Consider the following 25945-nt stretch of genomic DNA (forward strand, 5'->3'; position numbering starts at 1 on the left):
CATAAAATGGAGAAGTATATGACCACATCAATCGATGCCAGCGGGCGCGCCGCGCAGGAAAGCTGGCTGCAGCGCTATTATTTCGTCCGCGCCGGATTCTCGGCCATATGGGTGGTGGCGGCCCTGACCGTCGGCAAAGGGTCGGCGCTGGCCAGTGCGATACTGTTGGTCGGCTATCCGGCATGGGATGCCTTATCGAACTTCATAGACAGCAAGCGTAGCGGCGGCCTGGCGAAGAACGGCACGCAATTGTTCAATTTCCTTGCCAGCCTGGCCGTCGCGCTAGCACTGATTATCAGCCTGCCCGACATGCACCGGGTGCTGGGCGTCTTCGGCGGCTGGGCGATTGTGTCCGGTCTGCTCCAGCTTGGCACGGCGCTGCGCCGCTGGAAGGCCAACGGCGCGCAGTGGGCGATGATACTAAGCGGCGGGCAATCGGCGCTGGCTGGCGCGTTCTTCATCTCCCAGGCGCAGATGCCCGCGATGCCATCAATCGCAACGGTCGCCGGCTATGCGGGTTTTGGCGCGTTCTACTTCCTGGTGTCGGCGCTGTCCTTGAGTTTTGCCGCATGGCGCCGCCGAGGCCAAAACCCTCGGGGTCAAGTCTAACAATCCAACACGAGCTCGGCCCTAGAACGTCGTTATTAGCGAACTCATGTACGAATGTTAGACTTGACCCCATTGATACTCGCCGCGTCGGTGCTGATGATTTGATCCGCCGGCACGCGTGGTCGCGTTTCCAGTTTGGTCGACAGCACGATTGAAGTGGCCGTCTTGCCGATCTTCGATAGCGACATGAGCAGTGCCTCAAGGTGTTCCGGCGCGCCGACGGCGATCCGCAGCAACGCGCAGTCGGAGCCGGTGGTCGAGTGCAGCGCAAGCACTTCGGGATGGGCAAGCGCCCACGCGTCGAGCAGCTCGTGCGAGTCGACGGTGATTCTGACGAATGTCTCGAAGCTATATCCGAGTTCCCTAAGGTTGACGCGCGCGCAATAGCCTTGAATGACGTTGGCCTCCTCAAGTCTGCGTATGCGCTCTGTCACCGCCGGTGGGGTCAAGTGGATTCGGCGCCCTATTTCGGAATACGACAATCGCGCATCCTCCTGTAACAGGGCCAGGATCTTGCGGTCGTAACCATCCAAATCGAAAGACAAAGCAAACTCCTTAAAAAACCTTCAATTCTCCAGAATCGCGCTTGAAATTCCTTGGGTCGCTCATGGTTCATCCCTGCGCGCCCGCGTACCATGGGCGGCTCTGGCAAAGGAAAAACATGAATACGATCATAGAAATCAGGAGCTACCAACTTAAAGCCGGATCGGCGGCGCGCTTCGACCATCTGATGCGGGAGCAGTCCTTGCCGTTATTGGATCGCGCCGGAATGGCGGTCTTGGCCGCGGTTCCGTCACTGCACTGTGAAAATGCATACCTGCTCATGCGCGGCTATAAGGATTTACACCATCGCGCCGAAAGCCAGGATGAATTTTACCGCAGTCAGGCATGGCTTCGCGGCCCTCGGGACGCGATCATGGATTGCATCGAGACCTACAACACGGTGGTCGTTCCCGCCCACCTACTCAAATAACGGAAAGAGCGATCGATGAATAACAGTAACGGCAGCAGCTTCGACTTCCTGCTGGGCGACTGGAAGGTGCGCAATCGCCGCCTCGTCGAAAGATTAAGTGGCTGCGACGAGTGGGAAGAATTCGACGCCTGGCAGACCAATCGCGCGCTGCCGGGCGGCATAGGCAATTACGACGATTTTGTGGCGGACGCGTGGCGCCCCGGATACGTCGGACTATCGCTGCGCCTGTTTAATCCAGAAACCGGGCTATGGAGCATTTACTGGCTGGACAATAAGAACGGCGGACTCGAACGATCGGGCACGTTGCTGCCGCCGGTGGTCGGCAAATTCGACAACGGGATCGGTCTTTTCGAGGGCGAAGACACATTCAATGGACGAGCTGTACGGGTACGCTACACGTGGTCCGATGTCGAGGGTGACCGGCCTCGATGGGAACAGTCCATGTCGGAAGACCACGGCAGAACCTGGGAGATGAACTGGTCCATGGTCTTCGAGAAACGAAGCCGGCGGCAATAGCAAGGCCGCGAAGCAAGCCGCCGCCGACGGGAAAAATGACCGGGCGCGATCCCGGCCATTTCCAAAGCAGCCTACTCCTGCGGCGTCAACGCCAGCGCCGCGCTGAAGTCGCCCATCGGCTTGGCGCCGTTGGCCGCCAGCGCCTTGTCGCGCACCGTCAGGCCGTCGAGCACCGGCAGGTTGAAGCGGTGGGTGATGGCGCGCAGGATGGACGCCGAGTCGTACTGCGTGTGGTCGACCGAACCCTTCTTAACGAACGGCGACACGATGATGGCCGGCACGCGCGTGCCCGGCCCCCAGCTGTCGCCCTTCGGCGGCGCGGCGTGGTCGTAGAAGCCGCCGTTCTCGTCGTAGGTGACGATGACCAGCATGTTCTTCCACTGCGGGCTCTGCTTGAGCCTGGCGATGACGTCGGCGATGTGGGCGTCGCCGTCGGCCACCGAGGCGTAGCCGGCGTGCTGGTTCAGGTTGCCCTGCGGCTTGTAGAAGGCCACCGGCGGCAGCGTGCCGGCGGCGACGTCGGCCACGAATTGGGTGTCGTAGTCCTTCAGGTGCGCCGCGCGGTAGGCCGCGTTCTTCACCGGATCCATGTTGGCGTAGTAGTTGAACGGCTGGTGGTGGAACTGGAAGTTGGGCGGATTGGCGAAGGCGCCGCGCGTGGCCGAGGTGGCGTTGGCGGTGGTGCTGTTCCAGGCGCCGGCGTACCAGGCCCAGTCGACGTTTTTGCTGGTCAGCATGTCACCGATGTTTTTCTGCGTCTGCGGCGGCAGCGTGTTGGCCTTGGCCGTGTCGGCGAACAGGTGGCTGGCGTCGGCGCCGGCCGGGGCGTTGCTGCTCGGCTGGTACGGCGGCTGCATGGTGTTGACCGCGTAGAACATGCCGCTGGCGTCGGCCGGCGTCAGCGCGCCGTCGTTGGCGTAGGTCTGCGCGCCGTTCAGCACGCTGCCGGGCGACGTGGCCGACGGCGTCAGGCGCACGAAGTTGCCCTTGGCGTCGACATCGATCTTCGAGATCGCGCCGGCCGCCACCGACTTGTCGGCGTTCGGGTATTGCGGCGCGCAGGCGCAGATCAGGTACTGGTGGGTCAGGAAGGAGCCGCCGAAGGCGCCGATGAACAGGTTGTCGGCCAGCGCGTACTGCCTGGCGATGTCCCACATCTTCATCTTGCTGCCGTCGTAGTAGCCCATGCTCAGGCCGCCGGCATCCGAATACAGCGCGAACTTGTCGTTGGCGCCGCCGTTGATCTGCATCTGGTTGTTGTAGAAGCGGTGCACCAGGTCGCGCGTGATGACCGACTGCGGCAGCCCGATCGGGCTGTTGGCGTCGTCGATCTGGAACGGCTTGTTGGGCAGGCCGGCCGACTGCGCCTGCGTCACCACCACGCTCTGGCCGGCGGCGGTCATGCCGCCCCAGGTCGGCGGCAGCACCGGCAGCGTGCTGTTGTCGACGTCCTTCTGCGGCACGTAGCCGCCGGTCGAGGTCGGATTGACGCCGGGTACGCCGTTGGCGCCGGGGAACAGGCCGTACAGATTGTCGAAGCCGCGGTTCTCGGCGTAGATGACGACGATGTTCTTGATGTTGCCCAGCGCGGCGCCGGCGCTGATGGCGGCGGCCACGTCGGCGCTGGCGGCCTGCGTGGCGGCGGCGGCGATGACAGCGGTGAAGTTGTCGTTTTCCGCTTTCAGCCTGGCCTGGTCGTCGCCGCTAACCTTGTTGACGTCGGCCAGCAGATTGCTTTCGGCCACGCCGATGCGCGCCGCCAGTTGCGCACTGGCCTTGGCGAAGTCGCCGCCGTTGGCGTCCATGATGGCGCTCAGCTCGGTGCTGATGGCGTCGATGATGCCGGTGTGGCCGTTGGGCGCGCGGAACACCAGCTTTTGCGTAACCTTGGTGCCGGCGTCGCCGGGCGCGTCGTGGCGGATGGCGTCGGTGTCGACGGTGACCAGCAGCGCGCCGCTGCCGGCGCCGGTCACTTTGAAGCCGCCGTCGGCGCCGGTGCGCGCGCTGCCCGAGTTGCTGTCGCAGGTCAGCTTGACGCTGCTGCTTTCCAGGCAGACCGAGGCATTTTCGTAATAACTGCCAACCACCTGGCCGGACAGGGTCGGTACGTCGCCGGACGAGCTGCCGCAGGCGATCAGTCCGGCGCCGAGGCCGGCCGCCAGCAGCAGCAACGGCAGTGGGCGCAGCACCGTTTTCAGTTTGGATGTCATGTTCTTGCCTTGTGGGTGGATGAAAGCGGCTCATGCTAGGCGGCGAATATGTCAGGACGATGAAATGGCAGGGCTGGAAACGTATCGTTTTGTATCGTTTTCTAACAGTCATGTAGTCGTCATGTCATATTGCTAGGATGGACGCATGAAAATTATTTATGCGATCCTGCTGGCCACGCTGCTGGCCGCCTGCCAGCGCGCCACGCCTGCTGCCGCTCCAGCCGCTCCAGCCGCCCCTGCCGCGACGGCGACCGATGCCGCCTACGCGCCGCCGGCCGGACGGCGGCCGACGGTGCCCGAATTGACCGCGCTCGGGCGCGCCATGTTCAACGACACCAGCCTGTCGGCGTCGGGCAAGCTGGCCTGCGCCAGCTGCCACAGTCCCGACAACGCCTACAGCCCCGCCAACAAGCTGGCGGCGCAGCTGGGCGGCGCCGACGGCAGCACCGAGGGCACGCGCGCGGCGCCGTCGCTGCGCTACCTGCAGAACGCGCCCGCCTTCAGCGAGCACTACCATGATGACGACGGCGACGACAGCACCGACGCCGGCCCCACCGGCGGCCACGACTGGGATGGCCGCGCGCGCTCGGCGCACGAGCAGGCGCTGGGGCCGCTGCTGTCGGCGCGCGAGATGGGCAACCAGGACGAGGCGGCGGTGCTGGCCAGGCTGCGCGCCGGTCCGCTGGCGGCGCAATTCCGCCAGGTGTACGGCGACGACATCTTCGCGCGGCCGGACGCGGCCCTGCGGGGGGCGCTGATGGCGCTGGAAGTGTTCCAGGAAAGCCCGGCCGATTTTTATCCGTACACCAGCAAGTACGACGCGTTCCTGCGCAAGCAGGCCACGCTGTCGGCGCCGGAACTGCGCGGGCTGCGGCTGTTCAACGACGAAACCAAGGGCAACTGCGCGTCCTGCCACATCAGCCGGATCTCGCCGGGCGGCGTGTTCCCGCAGTTCACCGACTACGGCCTGATCAACATCGGCGTGCCGCGCAACCGCAAGCTGCAGGTCAACGCCGACCCGCGCCACTACGACCTGGGCCTGTGCGGCCCGGACCGCACCGACCTCAAGGACCATAAGGAATATTGCGGCCGCTTCAAGACGCCGTCGCTGCGCAACGTCGCGCTGCGCAAGGTCTACTTCCACAACGGCGGCTTCGACCGGCTGGAGGACGTCGTGCGTTTCTACGCCACGCGCGACACGGCGCCGATGCAGTGGTACCGGGAGCGCAAGTTCGACGACCAGCCGGCCGGGCTGGAGGCCAACGTCAACATGGACGCGCCGTTCGGCGGCCGTCCCGGCGGCAAGCCGGCGCTGAGCGAACGCGAAATCGCCGATGTGGTGGCCTTCCTCAAGACTTTGACCGACGGCTATCGGCCACCGGGGGCCGCCGTTTCAAAACCGGCCGCCGCCGGCCTATAAATATGAATCAAGCTCGTTGAAGCCGTCGAAGGTGAGCATCGGGATGTGCGCGGTCAAGCCGGGTTTTCCTTACCAACGACGGCGCTAACGGCAGGCGCGGCGAATTCAAATTCGACCAGCGTATCATCCGGCCAGCTCTTGTCATGCAGCGGCGGCGCATAACGCGTGGGGTCTTTCGCGGAAAGGCGGTCTGCCGGCAACTTTTCGCGGAGGGAACTCGACACCAGCGTCACGGCCGTGATCGGGGCGGCGGTCGTGTAGAACACCCGGCCCCTCGAGGTGTGACAAGCCCCGCCCAACGGAACCAGGTAAGCCAGTTGCAGAAACGACGCGTCAAACCTATCGACCGCCCAGCGCACTTCGCATTCCAGACGCAGATCGCCGAGCCGGCGCGTTCCAGCGGGAAGGCCCGCGGTATGGATATCCGGGCGCCAACGGAACAACCCCTTCTTGCTGCTGAGCCGCAAGTCGGCGTCGTCCTGCGCAGCCGCCGGGTCGCGCGGCAGCGAGAAGGTATAGTCGCCCGCGATCGGGATGCCGATGTTGACGCTGTCGCCGACGATGCGCAGCGTGAGATCGGCCAAGGTCAAATTGGGCTGTTGCGGGCGCAGGATGAATTTCAGTTCCGCGTTGGGCGCCAGCGAATGGTAGCGCTCGAACGCGTCCATGCCGTCCAACATTTTCCGGTACGGTTTCCAGTCGGGGTCCTTGGTGCCCGCCACCGTCACTTGCTGGGTGACTTCGGCCGGGGTTTGTTCAGTGCCAGGGCTTGCCGCAACAGCGCCCGATACGAACAACAGCAGGACAATCGGGAGAGCAACACGCATGGATCAGTTATACCTTCCATTCAAAGTTAATGTGGTATTTTTTAGCCGTCGCTACGCAGCGCGGCGATCGGGTCCAGCGCGGCCGCCTGGCGCGCCGGGAACACGCCGAACGCCAGCCCCACCGCGACGCACAGCAGCACCGCCGCGATCAGGCTGAACGGCGACCACGCCACCGACCACCCGGCCAGCGCGGCGATGCTGTAGGCCGCCACCGCGCCCAGCACCACGCCCAGCAGCGCGCCGCTGACGGCGATCACCAGCGCCTCGGCCAGGAATTGCTCGACCACGTCGCGCCGGCGCGCGCCCAGCGCCCGCTTCAGGCCGACCTCGCGGCGCCGCTCCAGCACGTTGGCCAGCATGATGTTCATGATGCCGATGCCGCCCACCAGCAGCGACACCGCCGCGATCGAACTCATGACGATGGCGAAGATCCGCTGCGTCTGCTGGTTCTGGCGGTACAGCCCCATCGGCACGATCAGGTTGGTGTCGTCGGCACCGCCGTGGCGCTGGACGATCAGCGCCTGCAGCACGCGCGCGGCCTGGTCCGGCGCGACCTGGCCGTCCAGCCGCACGCTGATGCCGTCGACCTCGTCCTCGATGCGCTTGAAGTTGAAGCGCGCCCTGCCCGTCTCCCAGGCCACGAACAGGCGCTCGTCGTCCAGCCCCAATTTCACGCCCTCGAAGTCGGACTTGCTTTGCGCGCGGTCCTGCAGCACGCCGACCACCTCCAGCCACACGTGGTTGAGCTTGAGTTGGCGGCCGAGCGCGGGCGCGTCGCCGAACAGGGTGCGCGCCAGCCGCGCGCCCAGCACGCACACCGGCGCCAGCGTGGCGCTGTCGGCCGGCGCCAGCCAGCGGCCGGCCGCCAGGCGCAGGCCGCCATGCTCGGCGTACGCCGGCGAGACCGCGTAGGCGCGCGCCGGCACCACGCGCTGGCCCAGCACCAGCTGGTCGACCTTGATTTCCTTTTTCATCGACACCGAGACCGCGCCCGGCACCACCGACAACGCCGCCGCGCCATCGGCCGCCGACAGGCCCAGCGAACGGGTGCGGATGTCCTTGAGCTTTTCCGGGTCGATGGCCTTGCTCTCGACCAGCACGTTGTCGAGCCCCAGCTCGGCAACCAGCCGCAGCGCCTCGCGCTTGCTGCCCTCGCCCACCGCCAGCATGGCGACGATGGCGGCCACGCCGAACACCATGCCCAGCAACGTCAGCCCGGTGCGCAGCTTGCGGCGCCGCAGTTCGGTCACCGCCTCACGGATCAAGGCCAGGTTCATGATTTCTCCGTCGGCGCCGGCGGCAGCAGCACGACGCGCGCGCCGGCCGCCACGCCGCTTTTCAGTTCGCTGCGCACTGGGCCGCGCTGGCCCAGTTCGACCTTGTGGCGGGTCTGCTTGCCGTGCTCCTCGGTGTAGACGACGTAGCCGGCGCCGTCCCGCACCAGCGCGATGTTGGGCACCGTCAGCGCGGCCGGCCTGGACACCAGTTGCACCACGCCGCGCAGCGCCTGGCCCGGCTTGAGGCCGAGCTTGCGCGCGGTGGCGCTGTCGATGGCGGCGTCGAAATCGCTGTACTTGACGGGCGACTCCTGCGAGATGGTGCTGGCATTGCTGCCGACGCGCGTCACCTTGAGCTCGAGCTCGGTGCCGGTGCCGGCCAGGCGCACCCGCACCGGCAGCCCGGCCTTCAGCCCGAAGGCCTGGCCTTCCGCCACGCTGAAGTGGGCCACCAGTTGCTCCAGGTCCGGCAGCGCGCCGAACTCCTGCCCGGCCGCCTGGTTCGAGCCGATCTCCGGCTTGGTGCCGTCCCACTTGGCCGCCAGCAGGAACACGCCGTCGTGCGGCGCCACCAGTTCCAGCGCGGACAGGCTATCGCGTTTTTGCGCGGCGGTGCGCACCACGCTGTCGCGCTGCGAATGCAGCACGGCGTCCTGCGCGGCCGTGCGCGCCTGCGCCTGGCCGCCCTTCCAGTCCAGATAGGTGCGCTTGGTGGTCAGGAAGCCGACATCGGCCAGCGCGTCGAGGATGGTGTTGCGGGCGAAGATGCTCAGGTCGACGTCGGCGTAGCGCCGGCTCAGGTTCAGGTCGTCCTCGACCTTGGCGCGATCGCCGACCAGCGTGTCGTGCTCGACGGCGGCGGTGCTGGCGTTGGCCTGCTCGGCCAGCGTCTTGCGCAGCAATTCCAGATCGGCCTGCGACAGCTCCATGCGCGATTGCGGGGCGTCGAAGCGCGCCACCACCTGGCCCTTTTGCACGGCGCTGCCGTCGGCCACCATGTCGACCAGCACGCGCTGGCTCCAGCCGCTGCCCGGCACATTGAGCGGCGTGCTGGCGGCGGCCTTGATTTCACCGTCGACGGCCAAGGTCTCCAGCCACGGACGCGGCGCCAGCGTCTCGGCGGCGGCGCCGGCGGACGGCGCATCGCCGTCGCAGGCGCTCAAGGCCAGCGCCACGCCAAGGCCGAGCAACAACGCCGGGCCCCACGCCGGCATCCGCGCGGCCGTTTTCCGGGGCGCGTTCGTCATCGTTTTTTCTCCGCTGGACGGGCGGCGTCGGCGACCAGCTCGGCCTGCACCGCGGCGCCCGGTTTGAGTCCGCTGGTGCCGCCGTCGAACTGCAATTCGACATCGCGCACGATCGCCGGCTGCGCGCTCGATTTGCCATGGAAGGCGCGGCCCAGCGCGACCACGCGCGCGCCGAGCGTCTGGTTGCTGCCCGGTACCGTCACGCGCGCCAGCTGCCCCACGCGCACCCGCGACGACTGCGCCTCGGGCACGCTGGCGGCGATGTACAGCTGGTCGGGATCGGCCAGCGTCGCCACCGACAAGCCCATCCACACCTGGCTGCCGGCGCTGAATTTTTCGCCGTTGAAGCTGGTGCGGTAGACCACCAGCCCCTTGCGCGGCGCCACCACCTTCAGCGCCGCCTGGCCCTTGGCCAGCGCGGCGATCTGCGTTTGCAGCTGGGCGATCTCGGCCTCCAGGCCGGCGCGCTCGGCGTGGCGGGCGCGTATCTGCGCCTGGTGTTGCGTCGCGGCCAGCTTGGCCAGCTGGTTTTTCTCGATGCGGTCGATCACCAGCTTGTCGTAGTCGACGCGGCGTATCAGTTCCTTCGGCATGGTGGCCTTGCGGTCGGCCTTGTCGGCGTTGCTGCGCGCCTCGGCCACGGCCAGTTCGCCGGCGCGGTCGGCCTCGGTCTGGTCGATGCGCAGCTTGTCGAGCGCGCGCTGTTTCTCGTTCAGCGCGCCCTGCTGCGCCATCAACTGGGTGGTGACCTCGGACGATTCGAACTGCGCGATCGCTTGTCCGGCCTCGATCATCATGCCTTCCGGCGCCAGCTGCGCCAGCTTGTATTGCCACACGTAGGCGATGGTCGGCGGCGCCACCGGCAAGGCGCCGCGCGAGGCGATCTCACCCTCGATGGCGAGGGCGTCGTCCGCGCGCGCCTGCGCCGCTGCGGGCGCCGGCGCCGCGCCCGGTTCGACCAGCACGCTCATGCCCGCCACCAGCGGCAGGCCATGCCCGGCCGGCAGCGCGACCTTGACGCGGAAGTAGCGGCCCAGGCCCCAACTGGCGCGCGCTTCCGGCGCGCTGGTGATGGACTTGATCTTGCCGGTGACGGCGGCGGCGCCCGGCAGGGCGTCGAAGCGCAGGCTGACCGGCGCCCCTTCGGACAGGTAGGGCCGGTCCGCCTCCAGCGCCCAGGCGGTGACGGCCATCTCGCCGTTGCCCAGCACCACGCCGGCGGCGTTGCCCGGCCAGGCCGAGGAACCCTCCTCGAAACGCTGGCCCTGCCACGGGCTGTAGCCGTGCACGACCACGCCGTCGCGCTGGGCGCGCACTTCGGACTGCGCCAGCTGGGCCATCTGGAAGGCCAGGTTGATCTGCAGCTTCCTGGCCTCGAGCGCGCCGTCCTCGCGGCGGCGGCCGATCGCCGCGCGTGCGCTGGCATCGGCGTCGCGCTTGATGGCCAGGTCGCGCGTGGCGCGCTCGAGTTCGCCCTGATGGCGGTCGTAGTCCAGCGCCGAGATCTGCCGCTTGGGCAGCGCCGCGTCGACCTTGGCCTTGTCCAGCGCGGCCTGGGCGCTGACCAGCGCCTTCTCGGTCTCGACGGCGGCCACTTCGAGCGTGGCGGTTTCCTTTTCGGCGCGCGCGCGTGCCTGCTCCAGGTCGGTTTTGAGGCGGTCGATGTTGGCGGCGCCGCCGGTCTCGATGCGCAGCACCACGTCGCCGGCTTTGACGTGGCTGCCCTCGGCGACGAAATTGCGCAAGGTCAGCGGCGACGAGTTCGACGGCGGCACCACGATGGTTTGCGAGTCCAGCGCCTCGACCTCGCCGGTCAGCAGCACCGGACGGGGCGTCGGCGCCACGGTGGCGTCGGCGGCGTGTTGGGCCGCGCCGGCGTCGCCCGGGGCGGAAGCGGACGCCTTGCCGGCGCCCATCGCCCCCAGGCCCAGCGCGGCGGCGCCGGCCAGCGCCAGCAGTGCCACGCCCGACAGCGCCAGCGTGGCGCGCCTCACGCCCCGCCTTCGGCGATGCGGCCGTCGCGCAAATGGATGGTGCGCTGCGCCCCGGCGGCGATGGCCGGATCGTGGGTGACCAGCACCAAGGTCTGGCCGCCGGCGTGCAATTCGCGCAGCAGTTCGAGCACGTCGGCCGCGCTGCGCGAGTCGAGGTTGCCGGTGGGCTCGTCGGCCAGCAACAACGCCGGCTGGTTGAGCAGGGCGCGGGCGATGGCGGCGCGCTGCAGCTGGCCGCCGGACAGCTGGCCCGGCAGGTGGCCGATGCGCTGGCCCAGGCCGATGCGCTCGAGCAAGGCGACGGCGCGTTCGGCGGCGCCGGCGTCGGCGTGGCGGGCGTAGCGCTGCGGCAGCAGCACGTTCTCGAGCACGGTCAGGCGCGGCAGCAAATGGAACGACTGGAACACGAAGCCGATGCGGCGGTTGCGCACATCGGAGGCGGCGTCGTCGTCGAGGGCGCTGATCTCGTCCTGGGCCAGGCGATAGCGGCCGGTGTCCGGACGATCGAGCGCGCCGAGCACGTTGAGCAAGGTCGACTTGCCGGAACCGGACGGCCCCATGATGGCGACGAACTCGCCCGGCGCCACGCGCAAGTCGATGCCATCCAACGCGTGGATCTCGTTACCGCCCTGGCGGTAGGTCTTGCGTATATTGCTGAGCTCGATCATGCCGGGAAGTATCCCGGCGCCGCCATCTTTTGTCAATTCCTTAACTTGTCATAATTTGTAAGCTCCGGGGTCAGGTCCACCATTTCTACACGGGCCCGGCCGTATGGCGCCGGCGGCGCGGGTTTCAGCCGGCCTCGCGCGTGGCCAGCACACGGTCGATCAGGCCGTATTCGGCCGACTCCGCGGCCGACATGTAATGGTCGCGGTCCGAGTCCTTGTCGATCCGCGCCGGCGTTTGCCCGGTGCGTTCGGCATAGATGGCGTTGAGGCGCTGGCGCAGGTACAACACTTCGCGCGCCTGGATCTCGATGTCGGACGCCACGCCCTGGGAGCCGCCGTGCGGCTGGTGGATCATGATGCGGGCGTTGGGCAAGGCGTAGCGCTTACCGATGGCGCCCGCCGCCAGCAGGAAGGAGCCCATGCTGGCGGCGAAGCCGGTGCACAGGGTCGACACGTCCGGCTGGATGAACTGCATCGTGTCGTAGACCGCCAGGCCCGCGTACACCGAACCGCCCGGCGAATTGATGTACAGCGAGATATCCTTGTGCGGGTCTTCCGACTCCAGGAACAGCAGCTGCGCGAGGATCAGGTTGGCCGACTGCTCGGTCACCTCGCCGACCAGGAAGACGACGCGCTCTTTCAGCAGGCGCGAGTAGATGTCGAAGGCGCGTTCGCCGCGTCCCGTCTGTTCGACGACGGTGGGAACCAGGCCGAGGCCTCGGGGGAAATTGGCGGTCATGATCGTCCTTTCGCGGTAGCGTTGAATCACCAGGTTGATGATTTCGCGCTTGACGTATGCCGGCCCGCGCCGTGTGACGGCAAAAAAATATATAGTTGGCTTGTCACATCCGGGCCCTGCCGGGCGTCATGTGGCACCCGCCCCATCACAGGAGATTGCCGATGCCACCCACCACCGATACCGACGGCGCGCTGTTCGAACAACTGCGGCCGCGCCTGCAAGCGATCAGCCGCCGCATCGTCGGCAGCGAGGCGGACGCCGAGGACGTCGTCCAGGATTGTTTTCTCAAATGGCAAGGGGCCGAACAGGCGGCGCTGGCGACACCGGCGGCCTGGCTGACCACCGTGGTACGGCACCAGTCGATCGACCGTCTGCGCCGGCGCGCCCGGGACATGGCGGCGGCGCGCAACGCCATGGAGCTGACGCCGGAGGTGGCGCCGGCGCCGGCGGAGGACGGCCTGCTGCGGCGCGCCGAACTGGGCGAGGCGCTGGCCCGGCTGCTGGCGCGCCTGTCGCCGTCGGAGCGGGTGGCGCTGGTGCTGCACGAGGTGTTTGAATGCGAACATGCCGACATTGCCGCCGCGCTGGGCACGAAAGCGGTGAACGCGCGCCAGCACCTGGCGCGCGCGCGGCGCCGGCTGCGTGATGTCGCGGGCGAGGCGCCGGCCAGCGAGAAGCTGTGCCGCGAGCTGGTACGCCGCTTCCAGGCCGCGATCAACGGCGTGGACGTGGCGGGGATGGTGACACTGCTCGGCGCCGACCAGCCGGTGTCCGTCAGCATCGCGCCACCGGCCCGGCTGGGTGCCGCCAACGACGCCTCATACAGCCCCGCCTTGGCGGCGTAGGGCGGATTAGGCGGAACGCCGTAATCGGCCATGCATGCGCCGCCGGCGGCGCATGCATGGCCGATTACGCTGCGCTAATCCGCCCTACGTGATTCCGATGTCAGCCTAACTTAGCGGGAATTTTGGCGATGGCCTTGATCTCGAACTGAAAGCCATACAGCCACGTGACACCCACCGCGGTGACGTTCGGATAGGGCGCCTCGCCCCAGTATTCCTGCGCCGCGCTCCAGATCAGTTCAAACCGCGATTCCGGATCGACCATGAATATCGTCACGTCCACCACGTCGTCAAACGTGCAGCCTGCGGCGCGCAATACGGCGTTGAGGTTGTCGAACGCCAGCCGCACCTGCGCGGTCAGCTCCGGCTCCGGCGAGCCGTCCTCGCGGCTGCCCACCTGCCCCGACACGAACAGCAAGCCGTCGGCGCGCACCGCCGGCGAGTAGCGGTTTTTTTCATACAGGGCTTGCCGCCCCGGGGGAAACACCACGTCACGAACTGTCATCGACTTATCTCCTTAAAGTTCCGCGCCCGGCTCGGGCTTGGCATCGATGCACTGTAACGCCGCGCATTGGATCGATAAACGGGCAAGCCCGATCAGGACTGTTTGTATAATCCAAACAATTACTGGGAGGTGGATGTGGACAAATTCGATGCCATGCGCGCGTTCGTCCGGATTGTCGAGGCGGGCAGCTTCACGAAGGCGGCGCAAACGCTGGGCATGAACCGGGCCAGCATCACGTTATTGATGCAGCAACTCGAGGCCGGCCTGCGCGTGAAGTTGCTCAACCGCACCACGCGCAAGGTCAACGTCACCGAGGACGGCGCCGTCTATTACGAGCGCGTGGTGCGCCTGCTCGGCGAGCTGGAGGACCTGGAAACCAGCCTTCCCGGCGCGCTGACGGCGCCCCGGGGACAGCTGCGCGTCGACGTGCCGAGTCCGTTCGCCACGATGATTCTGGTGCCGGCGCTGCCGCGATTCCACGCCAGGTTTCCGGATATCGAGTTCGACCTGGGCGCCAGCGACCGCAAGGTCGATCTGATCGGCGAAAACGTCGATTGTGTCGTGCGGGGCGGCGAGATCACCGACCAGTCGCTGGTGGCCCGGCGCGTGGGCGAATTGCAAATGCGCGTGTACGCGGCGCCCGGTTATCTGGCGCGCTCGGGCACGCCCGCGCACCCTGCGGAGCTGGAAGATACCCATCACCGCCTGATCCGGTATCAAGGCGCGCGCGGCGGTGATGGCCTGCCTTACGTCATGCGCAGCGGCGCCGAAACGGTGGCACTGCGCGGCCGCCACATCCTGGCGATCGACGACGGCAACGCGTATCTGGCCGCCGGCCTGGCCGGCTTGGGCGTGTTGTGGCTGCCCGACTACATGGCCGGACCGCATGTCGGCAGCGGCGCGCTGGTGCCGCTGTTCGACGGCTGGCATAGCGATGTCATGCCAATGTATATCGCGTATCCGCCGAACCGGCATGTGAGCAAGAAGCTGCGCGTGTTTATCGATTGGATCGTGGAACTGATGGCCGAGCACGCGCCAATCCGGGGTCAGGTCCACCACGATGCATGAGCTCGTGTAGAAATGGTGGACCTGACCCCGGAGTTCGGAGTTCAGTCGATCGTCACTTCCTTGCGGTTGTCGCGCGAGACGCGGTCGATCATCTTGTTGTACGGGTCGACGCCGACGTCGAACGGCCGCTCCTTGACCGTGACCGTGACCACCGGGTCGCCGCCCACCAGCAGCCGCTTGTCGGTGAACAACACCCGCTCCTCGCTTTCCTTGGCCCCCGCCGCGCGCGCGAACACGGCGATCTCGACCGGCTCGTCGTAGGCGCGCGGCGTTTCCTTGCCCTTGCCGTCCGCTTCCATCTTGGCAAGGTGCAGCGTCATCGTCACGTCCCATCGTCCGTCGGCGCGCTGCTTCGCCTTCGCTTCAGTCACGCGGTTGTCGTAGAACACGATCTTCTCGAACAGGTCGGTGATCAGCGCCTGCTTGTCTTTCGGCGCTTCGGCCCGGATGTAGGCCAGCAAGTCGCGGCTGGTGGGGTACGGCGCGCCGTGATACGCGTTGTCTTGCAGGAAGCGCTTGAGCGCGCGGTTGAGCGCGTCCTCGCCGATCTCGTCGCGCAGGCGGTAGAACACCAGGCTGCCCTTGCGGTAGTGGATGTATTGCTGGTTCTCGACCCGGAACAACGGCTGTTCCTCGATCAGCTCGCCACCACGGTCGCGCAGGTAGCTGTCGAGCTCGAAGCGCAGGAAGCGGCGCAGCTTGCTACGCCCGTATTCCTTTTCCATCACCATCAGCGCCGAGTATTGCGCCAGCGATTCGATCAGCATCGTCGAGCCCTGCACGTTGGCGCCGAACACCTGGTGCCCCCACCACTGGTGCGCCATCTCGTGCGCGGTGACGTAGAACACATAGTCGATGTCCTCCTTGTCGCGCAGGTCGGCGATGAAGCCCAGCGATTCCGAATACGGGATCGTGTTGGCGAACGATTGCGCGAAGCCCTGGTAGTTCGGGAACTCCAAAATACGCGCCTGCTTGTGCTGGTACGGCGTGTAGTGGGCGTCGAAATAGTCGAGCGACTTTTGCGTCGAGGCGATCATGCGGTCGACGTTGTAGGCGTGCTTGCTGTCGTAGTAGACCTCGATCGGCACGCCGCGCCATTCGCCCTTCCTGACGTTCCAGCGCGCCGACAGGTAGGCGAAGAAGCCGACCATCGGCCGGTCCATCTTGTAGTGGAAATAGCGGCGCCCGCCCTGCTCCCAGCTCTTTTGCAGGTAGCCGGGGGCGATGGCGATCTGGTCGGCGCTGGTCGAGACGGTGGTGTCGAAATCGATCCAGTCCGCTTCGCCGCCGAAGACGCCATTGGCGCGCGCCTTCTCGTCCTCCAGCTTGGCCATGCGCTGCGGCTCGCCCAGGCCGCGCTTGCGGCGTTCGTTGCGGTCGGTCAGCTCGCGCGCGCTCTGGTAGCCGAAGTGCGGGAAGAACTCGCCGTTGTTGAAGAAGGTGCCGTTCAGGTTGACGCTGTCGGCCGCGCCGCTGTTGGTGAAGCCCTGGTGGTGGACGTCGACGGTGAACGCCAGGTCGACCCGCGCGCCCGGCGCCATCGGCTGCGCCAACTTTATGACGCGGAAGCCGGCGATCTTGTCGTCGAGCACGACCTGGTGCGGCGGCAGGTTGTCGAAGCGCATGTCGACGTCCGGATTGAACTGCAGCCGCAGTTCGGACAGCGGCGCGCCGGTCTTGTTTTCCAGCAGGTAGTGGCCGCGGATCGCCACCCGGCGCTCGGCCGGATAGATGTCGACATCGGCGCGCACGCCGGTGATGCGCGGCTGCGGCAAGTCCTTGTACTTGCGGTAGCGCTTCTCGTAGTCGGCCTGCCGGTCCATGGCGACGTCCGACGGCACGTACTCGTTGAGCACGTTGGTGTTGTAGAAGATCCAGGCGCCGGTGGCGATGCAGCCGGCCACGCTCAGCGCCAGCGCCACGCCGGCGCCGCCCTTCAGGCGCGCGCCGGCCAGGCCCGCGCGGGCGCGCCATGGCCGCGCCAGCCCGCGCACCCAGAACGCCTGCGCCAGCATCAGCGCCGACACCGTGAACAAGCTCCAGTACAGCGCGTACCACGACCAGCCCTTGAGGAAGTGGCCGTAGCCGTTCATGTCCGAATAGCGCAGGCCGGGCATCGCGCCGAAGTTGTACAGGTTGTGGTCGAAGTGCATCACGCCCAGCACGATCTGCGACACCATCAGCAGGATCACCAGCAAATAGCCGATGAACTTGTTATTGGTGAGCACCTGCAGCGCCACGGCGAACAAGCCCATCAAAACGAAGAAGGCCGAGTCCAGCAGCAGGCCCTTGACGTACAGGCCGACCTCGATCGGCGCGCCGCCCCTGACCAGCTGGAAGCCGGCCGCCGCCACCGCGCCGGTCAGCAGGAAGCCGAAGATGACGCCGACCAGCGCGACGCACTTGGCCAGCAGCGGCGCCCAGTCCGGCACCGGCATGGCGTCGCCGACGTCGGCGATCTTGACCTGGCGTTCCTTGAAGATCAGTTCGCCCGCGTAGAAGGTCAGCACGATGATCAGCATGAAGTTGAAGGTGCCGTTCAGCGTTTGCAGCATCAGGTGCGTGACCGGGTAGACGGCGGTGCCGAAGATGCTGTTGGCCTGGCTGGCCGCGCCCAGGAAGTTGAGCACGCCGAACAGCAGCATCACCAGGAAGGGCACGCTCTTGAACACCGCCCTGGCGTCGAAGGCAAGGATGTGCCAGCACTGGATCCAGCCGGTGGCGCCGCCGAAGCGCGGCAAAATGCGCGGCAGCGCGGCAGCCGGCGGCACCGGCGCGACGGCGGCGGCGGCCTTGGCCTTGCCGAACAGGCGGCGGCCGGTGCCGACGCGCTGCGGCTTGAACAGGATCAAGGTGGCGATGAAGAACAGCGCCGCCACGCCCAGCCACAGCACGCGGTTGGCCAGCAGGTAGCCGGTGAACGGCGGCAGGCCGGCGTTGGCCTCGGCCGCCGAGAAGTAGCGGGTGGCGCGGCTGAAGGCGCGCACGCCGAACGGATCGACCAGCACGGCGATCCATTCGTTGTTGATGTCGCGCGTGAAGGCGCCGGCGACGGCCCACAACACGAAAAAGCCCAGCACGCCGACGTAGACCAGCATCATCGAGCGGGTGGTGGCCGCCAGCAGCATCAACAGCGCGCCGACGAACAGCAGGTTGGGGATGACGAAGAAGGCGAAGCTCCACAGGTAGGCCGCGCCCGGCAGCGGGCCGACGCGGGCCGTGTCCACCCACGGCATCAGCGGGCCGAGCAGCATGCCGACGGCGACCAGCACGAAGATCGCCAGGCAGGCCACCAGGCCGGCGCTGAAGCGGCCGAGCAGGTATTGGTACTTGCGCATCGGCGTGGCGAACAGCATGTCGGAGATGCCGACCTCGCTGTCGCGCAGCACGGTGCCGGCGATGAAGATGGTGACGATGAACATCGAGATGACGGTGAACGTGCCCAGGATCTGCGCCACGACGGTCGGCGCGTTGCGGTGCACGTTGCCGATCGCGCCGCCGACCTGGATGGCGTCGCTGGTGGTGGCGCCGAACGCCATCAAGCCGAGGATCAGGCCGCTGACCCACAGCAGCGGCTGGCGCAGCTGGTAGCGCAGGTCGAATTTGAAAAATTCAAGCAACATGGCGCCTCCTCAGGCTGCGACCGGCGCGGCGGCCGGCGCGGCGCGCGCGGCGTTGCGCACGTGCAGGAAGTAGACGTCCTCCAGGTCCGGCTCGACGGCGATGAAGCCGTCGTCGGGCTGGCTGTCGGCGTAGACGTTGATCTGCGGCTTGCCGCCCACCAGGCGCGTGTGCAGCACGTTGAAGCGCTGCTGGTAGTCGGCCAGCGCCTCGGCGCTGACGCTGCGGCGCCAGACCTTGCTGCGCAGCGTGTCGATCGCGGCCAGCGGCTCGCCCTGGCTCAGCACCTCGCCCTTGACGATGATGGCCATGCGCGGGCACAGGTCGGTGACGTCGGCCACGATGTGGGTCGACAGGATCACCACCACCTGCTCGCCGATCTTGGCCAGCAGGTTGAGGAAGCGGTTGCGCTCGTCCGGGTCGAGGCCGGCGGTCGGCTCGTCGACGATCACCAGCCGGGGCGAGCCGAGCAGCGCCTGGGCGATGCCGAAGCGCTGGCGCATGCCGCCCGAGTAGGTGCCCAGGTTGCGCTTGCGCGCCTCCCACAGGTTGGTTTGCTGCAGCAGCGCCTCGACCGCCTCCTTGCGCTCGCCGCGCGCGGTCAGGCCCTTGAGCACGGCGAAGTGGTTGAGCAGGGTTTCGGCGCTGACTTTCGGGTAGACGCCGAAGTCCTGCGGCAGGTAGCCGAGCTGGCGGCGCAGCGCCTCCGGCCGGGCCAGCACGTCGAGGCCGTCGAAGTCGATGCTGCCGCTATCGGGATCTTGCAGCGTGGCGATGGTGCGCATCAACGAGGATTTGCCGGCGCCGTTCGGGCCGAGCAGGCCGAACATGCCGTTGGGGATGTCCAGGCTGACGTCGTTGATCGCTTTGACCCCGTTGGCGTAGGTCTTGCTCAGCTGTTTGATCGATAGCATGAAACGAGTTCTCCTGATAAGGCGGACCAGGTCCGCGGCAACCTTACTATAAGGTAAAGTTGCAAACTTAGCAGGGGTTTGCGATTGGCGGCAAGTTTCGGGGATGGACGGCGGGATTTCGGCGCTGGGCGGTGTCGGGCCCCCCCGCCCAACCCGCACGGCCAGGCGGGGACGTACCCTCGGGGGTACGTCCCCTTAAGCGGCGCGGCGGGTGGCGTGGCGAAAGGGGACCGGGGTTGTCGTGACGCCAGGCCGATCTACGGCCGGTATTCGGGGAACATCTCTTTCAACAGGAACGCCATCAATTCCTTCTCGTCCTCCTTGCGCGCGCTCATGTGCACGGTCTTGCCCAGGCGGCGCGATTCCCACTCGAAGTCGCCCGGCTTTTCCTTGCGGATGATCTTGATCATTTCCTTGACCACGGCCGTTTCGATGTCCTTCTCGCCGCCCTGGTCGACGTGGATCTGCTGCAACCAGTTGCGCTTGAAGTTGGTGTTCCAGCCACGGAACTTGACGTCGGCGCTGTTGGAACGCTTGTCGACCGAGAACACGCCGCCCGTGTCGTCGCGGTCGACGCCGCTGGAGCGGCCCTGGGCGCCGGCGATGTTGGCCTTGGCGATGCGCAGCGCGCGGTCGTTGGCGCTCTCCTCCGGCGCCGGCGGCGCCGGCTGCGGATTGTTGGCTTCGCGCGCGGCGCGCCGCTTGGCGATCATTTCCGACATGTCCGCTTCCGGCGGCGGCGTCATCGTCGCCTGCACCGGCGGCACATAGGTTTCCAGCTTCGGCTTGACGGCCGACGGCGTGTCGCGCGAGGCGCTCTGCTTGCGCGGCGGCGGCGGCTTGCTGGCCTTGGCCACCTCGGTCTTGGGCTGCGGCTTGGGCTGGGGCTTGGTCGGCGTGATCGGCAGCGGCTGGATGTAGACCATCTCGCCGCGCTTGGGCGGCGACGAGGTCCGGGTCTTTTCCGGCGCCGGGGCGATGAAATAATACAACACCGCCAGCAGGTGCAGGCCGATCGAGATGCCGATGCCTATCCGGTTGGACTTGGGCTTGCGGTCCCACGTGGCATACCCTTCCCCGGCCTGCGGCAGGGGCTGGCCGCAGGTTTCGCAATATCCGGTTGCGGAAAGTATATGGGAGTCGTGGTGCAAGATACCAAACCTTGTGCGTGAAAATGCGGCCATAGTGCCAGAGTCCCGGTGGTTTGGAAACATCTGTTCAGGACCATCATACCGCGCCCGTCAAATCGGTGCGCGTATCCCAAGTAGCCACTTTACAATTTTCACGTCTTCACGGGTGTTACCGTATGTATCCAAGGCTTTACAAAATAACATGCGTGGCATCGTTCACCGCCGGCGCCAGCGCGGTCGCGGCCGCCCGCCCGGGGTTGCGGCGGGGATAATCGGCCATCTGCGCGAACATGGCGGTCACGCAACGGTCGGCGTCCAGCACCTGGCGCGAGCGCAGCAGCGGACGCGGCAACGCGTGGGTGTAGTAGTGGCAGCCCTCGACCGGATAGCCGAGCGCCCAGATGTTGCGCGCCGGTTCGCCCTGCAGGTTGAGCGGCTGGCTGGCGTCGTCGATCTCGATGCCGCCGGGGTGGAACACGCCGTTGTAATACGGTCGCACCAGGCCGCGTTTTAACACATTACGAATCAGTAAGGATTCGTCCGTTTCGGGGAAAAAGCCGTCCAGCCGGGCCACGACCAGCACGTCGACCGGCCGGCGCTCGGTGCCGTCGGCGAATTTCGTGCTGAGCACATAGGTGGCGTCGTTCTCGTCGGTCTCGACCACGCAATTGGGGCCGGAGACGAGTTCGATGACGCCGGCGTCCAGCAGCGCCAGCAACTCCTCGTTGCGGCGCAGCGGCGGGCCGAAGGCGACGCGGTTGATGGCCGGGTGGTAGACGTTGAGGAATTTGCGGTGCGAGGCCGGCGTCAGGCCGCCGTGCTCGATGGCCGCCTGCAAGGTGGCGCGCACGTCGCGCAGCACGTCGGTGGCGGCCTTGGTCGCGCTGTCGACATTGCCCAGCCGGGCCTCTTGCAGGTCGGCGCGCAGCCAGTCGACGAAAAAGCCGCGGAACGCGTCGAGGTTGGCGAACTGGCGCTCTTGCAGCGGAAACAGCAGGCTGTCGATCAGCGCCTCGTCGTCGGCGTCCGGCACGAAGGTGAGCGGGTCCGGCACCAGGGCGGCCGCCGACGCGGCGTGCTCGGCCGGACGGGCGTTGGCCGGCAGCGCGCCGGTGCGCGCCAGCGTGTTGCGGTAGACCCAGGCCATTTCGCGTTTGAGCAGCGGCAGCAGGTCGCGGTCGAAATCGAGCTGGCGGCTGCCGCGCGTGGCCAGCGCCATGCGCCGCAGCGCCTCGACCGCGTCGGGCGTGAAGTAATGCGGGTGGTGGCGGCCGTCCAGGCCCTTCTGGTTGATGCCGCGCGCGGCGTAGGGCAGGCAGTTGCGCGAGCACAAGGTCAGCTTAGGCTCGCGCCCGGAGCGTTGATAACGTAAACCCGGCAGGCCCTGCCCGCCCGGCAGCCGCACGAAGCTGCCGCCGCGCCCCACCGTGAGTTCGGCGATGACGTCGTGCGCGCTCAGGCCCAGGCCCTGGATCGCCACGCGCGCCTCGGGGCCGAGGCGGTCCAGCTGGTCGAGCGGGTAGACGTGGCGCACGAACGCCAGGCGGCTGTTGTAGCGCGCGTGGTCGCGCGCGAACCGGGCCAGCGAGGCGTCCAGGTCGCTGGGCAGGTTGCGGCCGTGGCCGGTGGTCAGGAAGACGAAATCGGTATGGAAGATGAAACCGCTTTCAAGTTCGATCGCGGTGCGCCCGCCCTGCTGCGGCCACAGGTCGGTGGCGCGCAGGCGGTGGTGCGTGAGCGTGACGCCGGCCGGCAACGCGGCGGCCACCTGCTGGTAGGCCCAGGCCAGGTATTCGCCGAGCATGCTGCGCGGCAGGTAGTCGGCCTCGGTGATCTCGGCGCCGCCTTCGATGCGGTGGTAGGCGTCGCCGAAGCGGCGGTAGCCGCTCTGGCGCGCCCATGCCGTCAGCGACGGCGTCGCGCACAGCGGCGCGTGCTGCACCGCGCCGGCGGCCGGGAACATGGTGACCTGGCTGGCCACCGTGTTGATCAACAGGTGCCGCGGCTGGCGGGGGCTGTGCACGCCGGGCCCGCACTCGCCGGGCTCGACCAGCACGATGTCGAGCAGCAGCTGGCGGCTGCCGGCAATGGCGGCGATGCGTTCGAGCACGCTCAGTCCGCGCGGCCCCATTCCCACGATGGTAACAGTATAGCGTTTCATATCAGATCGCCTTTCCTCATAGCCAACTTGCCTATGATAAATAAACGACCCTCAAATTAACTTGTCACCGCTCAATGCTTGACTATGTTCACCGCCTTCAGTGGCACGGCGTGCACACTTTCGGCCGGCGCCGCCGCGTCTTCCCCGGCCAGCTCGGCGTCGCCCATCGGGCCGCTGCCGCTGTACTTATCGAGGAACAAATAAATCACCGGCGTGATGTACAAGGTGATCACTTGCGAGAAGATCAAGCCGCCCACCACCGCCAGCCCCAGCGGCTGGCGCAGCTCGGCGCCGGCGCCCAGGCCCAGCGCGATCGGCAGCGCGCCCATCAGGGCGGCCAAGGTGGTCATCATGATCGGCCGGAAGCGCAGGATGCAGGCCTCGCGGATCGCCTCGGCCGGCGTGCGGCCCTCGTTGCGCTGCACGTGCAGGGCGAAGTCGATCATCATGATGGCGTTTTTCTTGACGATGCCGATCAACATCAGGATGCCGATGATGGCGATCATCGTCAGGTCCAGGTTGAACAGGCGCAAGGTCAGCAAGGCGCCGACGGCCGCCGACGGCAGGCCGGCCAGGATGGTCAGCGGGTGGATATAGCTTTCGTACAGCACGCCCAGCAGCACGTAGATGACGCCCAGCGCGGCCAGGATCAGGATCAGCTGGCTGCCCTGCGAACTCTGGAACACCGCCGCGTCGCCGCCGTAGTTGGTGATGATCGAAGGCGGCAGGCTCATGTCGGCGCCCATGCGGTCGATCTTGGCGGTGGCCGTGCCCAGCGGCACGTCCGGCGCCAGGTTGAACGACAAGGTGATCGCCTGCAGCTGGCCCTGGTGATTGACGGCGGTCGGGCCGATGGTGCGCTCGACGCTGGCAAAGCTCGACAGCTTGACCAGCTGGCCGGTCTTGTTGCGCACCGAGATCCTGGTCAGCGCGCTGTCGAACTGGCGGTCGGCGTCGGCCGCCTCGAGGATCACGTAATAGCTGGCCGCCGGGGAGTAAATCGTCGAGACCTGGCGCTCGCCGAAGGCCAGGTACAGCGCGGTGCGGATGTCGCCGATCGCCACGCCGAGGTGGTTGGCCTTGTCGCGGTCTATCCTCAGCGACGCCTGCAGGCCCTTGTTCTGAGAATCGCTGGTGACGTCGCGGAAGTCGGGGTCGGCGCGCATCTGGTCGAGGAACTTCTGGGCCCAGTCGTTGAGCGCGCCGGGGCTGACCGACTGCAAGGTGTACTGGTAGCGGCTCTTGGACTGGCGTCCGCCCAGCTGCAGGTTTTGCACCGGGCTCAGATACACGGCGATGCCCGGCACGGCCTTGGTGGCCTTGCGCAGGCTGTCTAGCACCTGCGGCATCTTCTGGCGCTGGTTGCGCGGCTTGAGCACCAGGAACATGCGCCCGCCGTTGCCGCCGCTCACGAACGAGGTCACGTCCTGCACGTTGGGATCGGCGCGGATGACGTCGACCACGCGGTCCTGCAGCGCCATCAGCGCGGCCGACGAGATGTCCTCGGAGGCCTCGGTGTTGACGCGGATCTGGCCCAGGTCTTCCTCGGGGAAGAAACCTTTCGGGATTGTCATGTACAGCACCACCGTCAGCGCGAACGTGCCCAGCGCGGCCAGCAGCACCACCGGCCGGTGGCGCAGCGCCACGTCCAGGGTGCGGGCGTAGCCGTTGCGCAGCGCCGTGAAGCCGGCCTCGAACCAGCGGCCGATGAAGTTGCCCTGGTCGTGCTCGGGATCGATGGTGTCGGCCGGCAGCAGGCGGCTGGCCAGCATCGGCACCAGCATCAGCGACACCGCCGCCGACACCAGCACCGACAGCGCCACGACGACGGCGAATTCATGGAACATCAGCCCGATCACGCCGGGCATGAAGAAGATCGGGATGAACACGGCCACCAGCGAGACCGAGATCGAGATGATGGTGAAGCCCATCTCCCTGGCGCCGACCAGCGACGCCTGCAGCGGCTTCTTGCCCATCTCGATGTGGCGCACGATGTTTTCCAGCACCACGATGGCGTCGTCGACCACCAGGCCGACGGCCAGCGTGATGCCCAGCAGCGAAACGTTGTCGAGGCTGTAACCGAAGGCATACAGCAAGGCCAGCGCGCCCAGCAGCGAAATCGGCATCGTGATCGCCGGAATAAACGTCGCGGCGGCGCGGCGCAGGAACAGGAAGATCACCAGCACCACCAGGAAGATCGTCAGCAGCAGGGTCAGGTTGACGTCGTGGATGGCCTCGCGGATCGACACCGAGCGGTCGTTGACCAGGTTGATGCTGATCGACTCCGGCAACTGGTTCTTGAAGCGCGGCAGCAGCCGGCGCACGCCGTCGACCACCTGCACGGTGTTGGCGTCGGGCTGGCGCTGCACCAGCAGCACGATCGAGCGCTCGCCGTTGTAGCTGCCGGCGGTCTTGACCGACTGGAAGCTGTCCTCGACGGTGGCGACGTCCTTCAGGCGCACCGGCTGGCCGTTGCGCATGGCCACGATCAGCTCGGCGAACTCGGACGCCTTCATCAGCTGGGCGTTGCCCTGGATCGTCAAGGTCTGGCTGGGGCCGTCCAGGATGCCCAGCGGCGTGTTGGCGTTGGCCGACTTGATCGCCTGCTGCAGCTCGTCGAGGGTCAGGTCGCGCGCGTTCATCAGGTCCGACTTGGCGCGCACCCGCACGGCGAAGCGCTTCTGGCCGTTGACGGTCACCTGCGCCACGCCGGGCAGGGTCGACAGGCTGGGCGCGATCAGGTTCTCGGCGTAGTCGTTCAGCTCGGCCAGGGTCATCGACGGCGACGTCATCGTCATGAACAGCACCGGCGCGTCGGCCGGATTGACCTTGCGGTAGGACGGCAGGTCGGTCATCTCGACCGGCAACTGGCGCTGGGCGCGCAGCAGCGCCGCCTGGACGTCGACCGCCGCCTCGTTGACGTTGATGCTGGGGTCGAACTCCAGGGTCAGCGAGGTGTTGCCCAGGGTGTTGGTGGAGGTGATCAGCGACAGGCCGGCGATGGTGGAGAACTGCTTTTCCAGCGGCAGCGCGACCGACGAGGCCATCGTGTCGGGCGAGGCGCCCGGCAGGTCGGCCGAGACGTTGATGACCGGCGTGTTATAGCTGGGCAGCGCCGCCACCGGGATGTAGAAATACGCCAGCACGCCCGCCAGCACCAGGCTCAGCGACAGCAGCACCACCATCACCGGACGCCGGATGCATAACTCGGAAAGGTTCATCGC

Annotated in this window: 20 protein-coding genes; 6 read left to right on the top strand and 14 right to left on the bottom strand. The window is 67.0% G+C overall.

What is annotated here, in order from left to right; all coding sequences use genetic code 11:
- The first annotated feature begins 18 nt into the window (after nt 1–18).
- Nucleotides 19–609, top strand: a complete 591-nt coding sequence (locus tag JOD97_RS22510) for a DUF308 domain-containing protein (RefSeq protein ID WP_209723604.1) — start codon at nt 19–21, stop codon at nt 607–609.
- 44 nt (nt 610–653) lie between these two features.
- Here the strand turns inward: JOD97_RS22510 and JOD97_RS22515 are convergent, their stop codons facing one another.
- Entirely contained in the window at nt 654–1154 is a 501-nt protein-coding gene (locus tag JOD97_RS22515; protein WP_209723607.1) for an Lrp/AsnC family transcriptional regulator, read from the bottom strand.
- A gap of 116 nt (nt 1155–1270) precedes the next feature.
- Between JOD97_RS22515 and JOD97_RS22520 the strand changes: the two genes are divergently transcribed.
- Nucleotides 1271–1582: an NIPSNAP family protein gene (locus JOD97_RS22520; protein WP_209723610.1), complete on the top strand. Its 312-nt coding sequence runs from the start codon at nt 1271–1273 to the stop codon at nt 1580–1582.
- A 15-nt stretch (nt 1583–1597) separates the two neighbouring features.
- A complete protein-coding gene (locus tag JOD97_RS22525; protein WP_209723612.1) occupies nt 1598–2098 on the top strand; it encodes a hypothetical protein in 501 nt (166 codons plus the stop codon).
- Between the two features lie 71 nt (nt 2099–2169).
- Here the strand turns inward: JOD97_RS22525 and acpA are convergent, their stop codons facing one another.
- Entirely contained in the window at nt 2170–4308 is a 2139-nt protein-coding gene (gene acpA, locus JOD97_RS22530) for an acid phosphatase (protein ID WP_209723615.1), read from the bottom strand.
- Nucleotides 4309–4453: 145 nt separating this feature from the next.
- On the opposite strand from acpA, the gene JOD97_RS22535 reads away from it, so the two are divergent.
- Nucleotides 4454–5728, top strand: coding sequence for a cytochrome-c peroxidase (locus JOD97_RS22535; RefSeq protein ID WP_209723618.1), 1275 nt, complete (start codon nt 4454–4456; stop codon nt 5726–5728).
- A 53-nt stretch (nt 5729–5781) separates the two neighbouring features.
- On the opposite strand, the gene JOD97_RS22540 is transcribed toward JOD97_RS22535, so the two are convergent.
- From JOD97_RS22540 to clpP, 6 genes are all read right to left on the bottom strand, one after another.
- Entirely contained in the window at nt 5782–6555 is a 774-nt protein-coding gene (locus JOD97_RS22540; RefSeq protein ID WP_209723621.1) for a hypothetical protein, read from the bottom strand.
- Nucleotides 6556–6596: 41 nt separating this feature from the next.
- Entirely contained in the window at nt 6597–7832 is a 1236-nt protein-coding gene (locus tag JOD97_RS22545; protein ID WP_209723624.1) for an ABC transporter permease, read from the bottom strand.
- Nucleotides 7829–9079: an efflux RND transporter periplasmic adaptor subunit gene (locus JOD97_RS22550; RefSeq protein WP_229264638.1), complete on the bottom strand. Its 1251-nt coding sequence runs from the start codon at nt 9077–9079 to the stop codon at nt 7829–7831. Before JOD97_RS22550 ends, JOD97_RS22545 begins: the two co-directional genes overlap by 4 nt.
- Entirely contained in the window at nt 9076–11073 is a 1998-nt protein-coding gene (locus JOD97_RS22555) for an HlyD family efflux transporter periplasmic adaptor subunit (protein ID WP_209723627.1), read from the bottom strand. The genes JOD97_RS22550 and JOD97_RS22555 overlap by 4 nt, the downstream gene beginning before the upstream one ends.
- A complete protein-coding gene (locus JOD97_RS22560; RefSeq protein WP_229264639.1) occupies nt 11070–11777 on the bottom strand; it encodes an ABC transporter ATP-binding protein in 708 nt (235 codons plus the stop codon). The genes JOD97_RS22555 and JOD97_RS22560 overlap by 4 nt, the downstream gene beginning before the upstream one ends.
- An 88-nt stretch (nt 11778–11865) precedes the next feature.
- Nucleotides 11866–12480 (bottom strand): ATP-dependent Clp endopeptidase proteolytic subunit ClpP, encoded by a 615-nt coding sequence (gene clpP, locus JOD97_RS22565; RefSeq protein ID WP_209723630.1) that lies wholly within the window; start codon nt 12478–12480, stop codon nt 11866–11868.
- A 161-nt stretch (nt 12481–12641) separates the two neighbouring features.
- On the opposite strand from clpP, the gene JOD97_RS22570 reads away from it, so the two are divergent.
- Nucleotides 12642–13325 carry a sigma-70 family RNA polymerase sigma factor gene (locus JOD97_RS22570; protein WP_209723633.1) on the top strand — a complete coding sequence of 228 codons (684 nt, stop codon included), beginning with the start codon at nt 12642–12644 and terminating at the stop codon, nt 13323–13325.
- Between the two features lie 100 nt (nt 13326–13425).
- Here JOD97_RS22570 and JOD97_RS22575 read toward each other — a convergent pair whose 3' ends face one another.
- Nucleotides 13426–13827: a RidA family protein gene (locus tag JOD97_RS22575; RefSeq protein ID WP_209723636.1), complete on the bottom strand. Its 402-nt coding sequence runs from the start codon at nt 13825–13827 to the stop codon at nt 13426–13428.
- 135 nt (nt 13828–13962) lie between these two features.
- Between JOD97_RS22575 and JOD97_RS22580 the strand changes: the two genes are divergently transcribed.
- Nucleotides 13963–14895: a LysR family transcriptional regulator gene (locus tag JOD97_RS22580; protein WP_209723638.1), complete on the top strand. Its 933-nt coding sequence runs from the start codon at nt 13963–13965 to the stop codon at nt 14893–14895.
- Nucleotides 14896–14936: 41 nt separating this feature from the next.
- Here JOD97_RS22580 and JOD97_RS22585 read toward each other — a convergent pair whose 3' ends face one another.
- From JOD97_RS22585 to JOD97_RS22605, 5 genes are all read right to left on the bottom strand, one after another.
- Entirely contained in the window at nt 14937–18518 is a 3582-nt protein-coding gene (locus JOD97_RS22585; RefSeq protein ID WP_209723641.1) for a M1 family aminopeptidase, read from the bottom strand.
- Between the two features lie 9 nt (nt 18519–18527).
- Nucleotides 18528–19430: an ABC transporter ATP-binding protein gene (locus JOD97_RS22590; protein WP_209723644.1), complete on the bottom strand. Its 903-nt coding sequence runs from the start codon at nt 19428–19430 to the stop codon at nt 18528–18530.
- A gap of 257 nt (nt 19431–19687) precedes the next feature.
- A complete protein-coding gene (locus JOD97_RS22595; RefSeq protein ID WP_209723647.1) occupies nt 19688–20581 on the bottom strand; it encodes a hypothetical protein in 894 nt (297 codons plus the stop codon).
- A gap of 169 nt (nt 20582–20750) precedes the next feature.
- Nucleotides 20751–22721, bottom strand: a complete 1971-nt coding sequence (locus JOD97_RS22600; protein ID WP_209723650.1) for an FAD/NAD(P)-binding protein — start codon at nt 22719–22721, stop codon at nt 20751–20753.
- A 71-nt stretch (nt 22722–22792) separates the two neighbouring features.
- The gene (locus JOD97_RS22605; RefSeq protein WP_209723651.1) at nt 22793–25942 is read right to left on the bottom strand and encodes an efflux RND transporter permease subunit; all 3150 of its coding nucleotides are present in this window, start codon (nt 25940–25942) and stop codon (nt 22793–22795) included.
- Nucleotides 25943–25945 lie beyond the last annotated feature (3 nt).

Source organism: Duganella sp. 1411, from assembly GCF_017833525.1.
GTDB lineage: Bacteria > Pseudomonadota > Gammaproteobacteria > Burkholderiales > Burkholderiaceae_D > Rugamonas.

What these genes read in the sequence shown, in the direction of transcription:
- JOD97_RS22510 (WP_209723604.1), top strand. Translation starts at nt 19, where the DNA reads ATGACCACATCAATCGATGCCAGCGGGCGCGCCGCGCAGGAAAGCTGG.
- JOD97_RS22520 (WP_209723610.1), top strand. Translation starts at nt 1,271, where the DNA reads ATGAATACGATCATAGAAATCAGGAGCTACCAACTTAAAGCCGGATCG.
- JOD97_RS22525 (WP_209723612.1), top strand. Translation starts at nt 1,598, where the DNA reads ATGAATAACAGTAACGGCAGCAGCTTCGACTTCCTGCTGGGCGACTGG.
- acpA (WP_209723615.1), bottom strand. Translation starts at nt 4,308, where the DNA reads ATGACATCCAAACTGAAAACGGTGCTGCGCCCACTGCCGTTGCTGCTG.
- JOD97_RS22535 (WP_209723618.1), top strand. Translation starts at nt 4,454, where the DNA reads ATGAAAATTATTTATGCGATCCTGCTGGCCACGCTGCTGGCCGCCTGC.
- JOD97_RS22540 (WP_209723621.1), bottom strand. Translation starts at nt 6,555, where the DNA reads ATGCGTGTTGCTCTCCCGATTGTCCTGCTGTTGTTCGTATCGGGCGCT.
- JOD97_RS22545 (WP_209723624.1), bottom strand. Translation starts at nt 7,832, where the DNA reads ATGAACCTGGCCTTGATCCGTGAGGCGGTGACCGAACTGCGGCGCCGC.
- JOD97_RS22550 (WP_229264638.1), bottom strand. Translation starts at nt 9,079, where the DNA reads ATGACGAACGCGCCCCGGAAAACGGCCGCGCGGATGCCGGCGTGGGGC.
- clpP (WP_209723630.1), bottom strand. Translation starts at nt 12,480, where the DNA reads ATGACCGCCAATTTCCCCCGAGGCCTCGGCCTGGTTCCCACCGTCGTC.
- JOD97_RS22570 (WP_209723633.1), top strand. Translation starts at nt 12,642, where the DNA reads ATGCCACCCACCACCGATACCGACGGCGCGCTGTTCGAACAACTGCGG.
- JOD97_RS22575 (WP_209723636.1), bottom strand. Translation starts at nt 13,827, where the DNA reads ATGACAGTTCGTGACGTGGTGTTTCCCCCGGGGCGGCAAGCCCTGTAT.
- JOD97_RS22585 (WP_209723641.1), bottom strand. Translation starts at nt 18,518, where the DNA reads ATGTTGCTTGAATTTTTCAAATTCGACCTGCGCTACCAGCTGCGCCAG.
- JOD97_RS22590 (WP_209723644.1), bottom strand. Translation starts at nt 19,430, where the DNA reads ATGCTATCGATCAAACAGCTGAGCAAGACCTACGCCAACGGGGTCAAA.
- JOD97_RS22600 (WP_209723650.1), bottom strand. Translation starts at nt 22,721, where the DNA reads ATGAAACGCTATACTGTTACCATCGTGGGAATGGGGCCGCGCGGACTG.
- JOD97_RS22605 (WP_209723651.1), bottom strand. Translation starts at nt 25,942, where the DNA reads ATGAACCTTTCCGAGTTATGCATCCGGCGTCCGGTGATGGTGGTGCTG.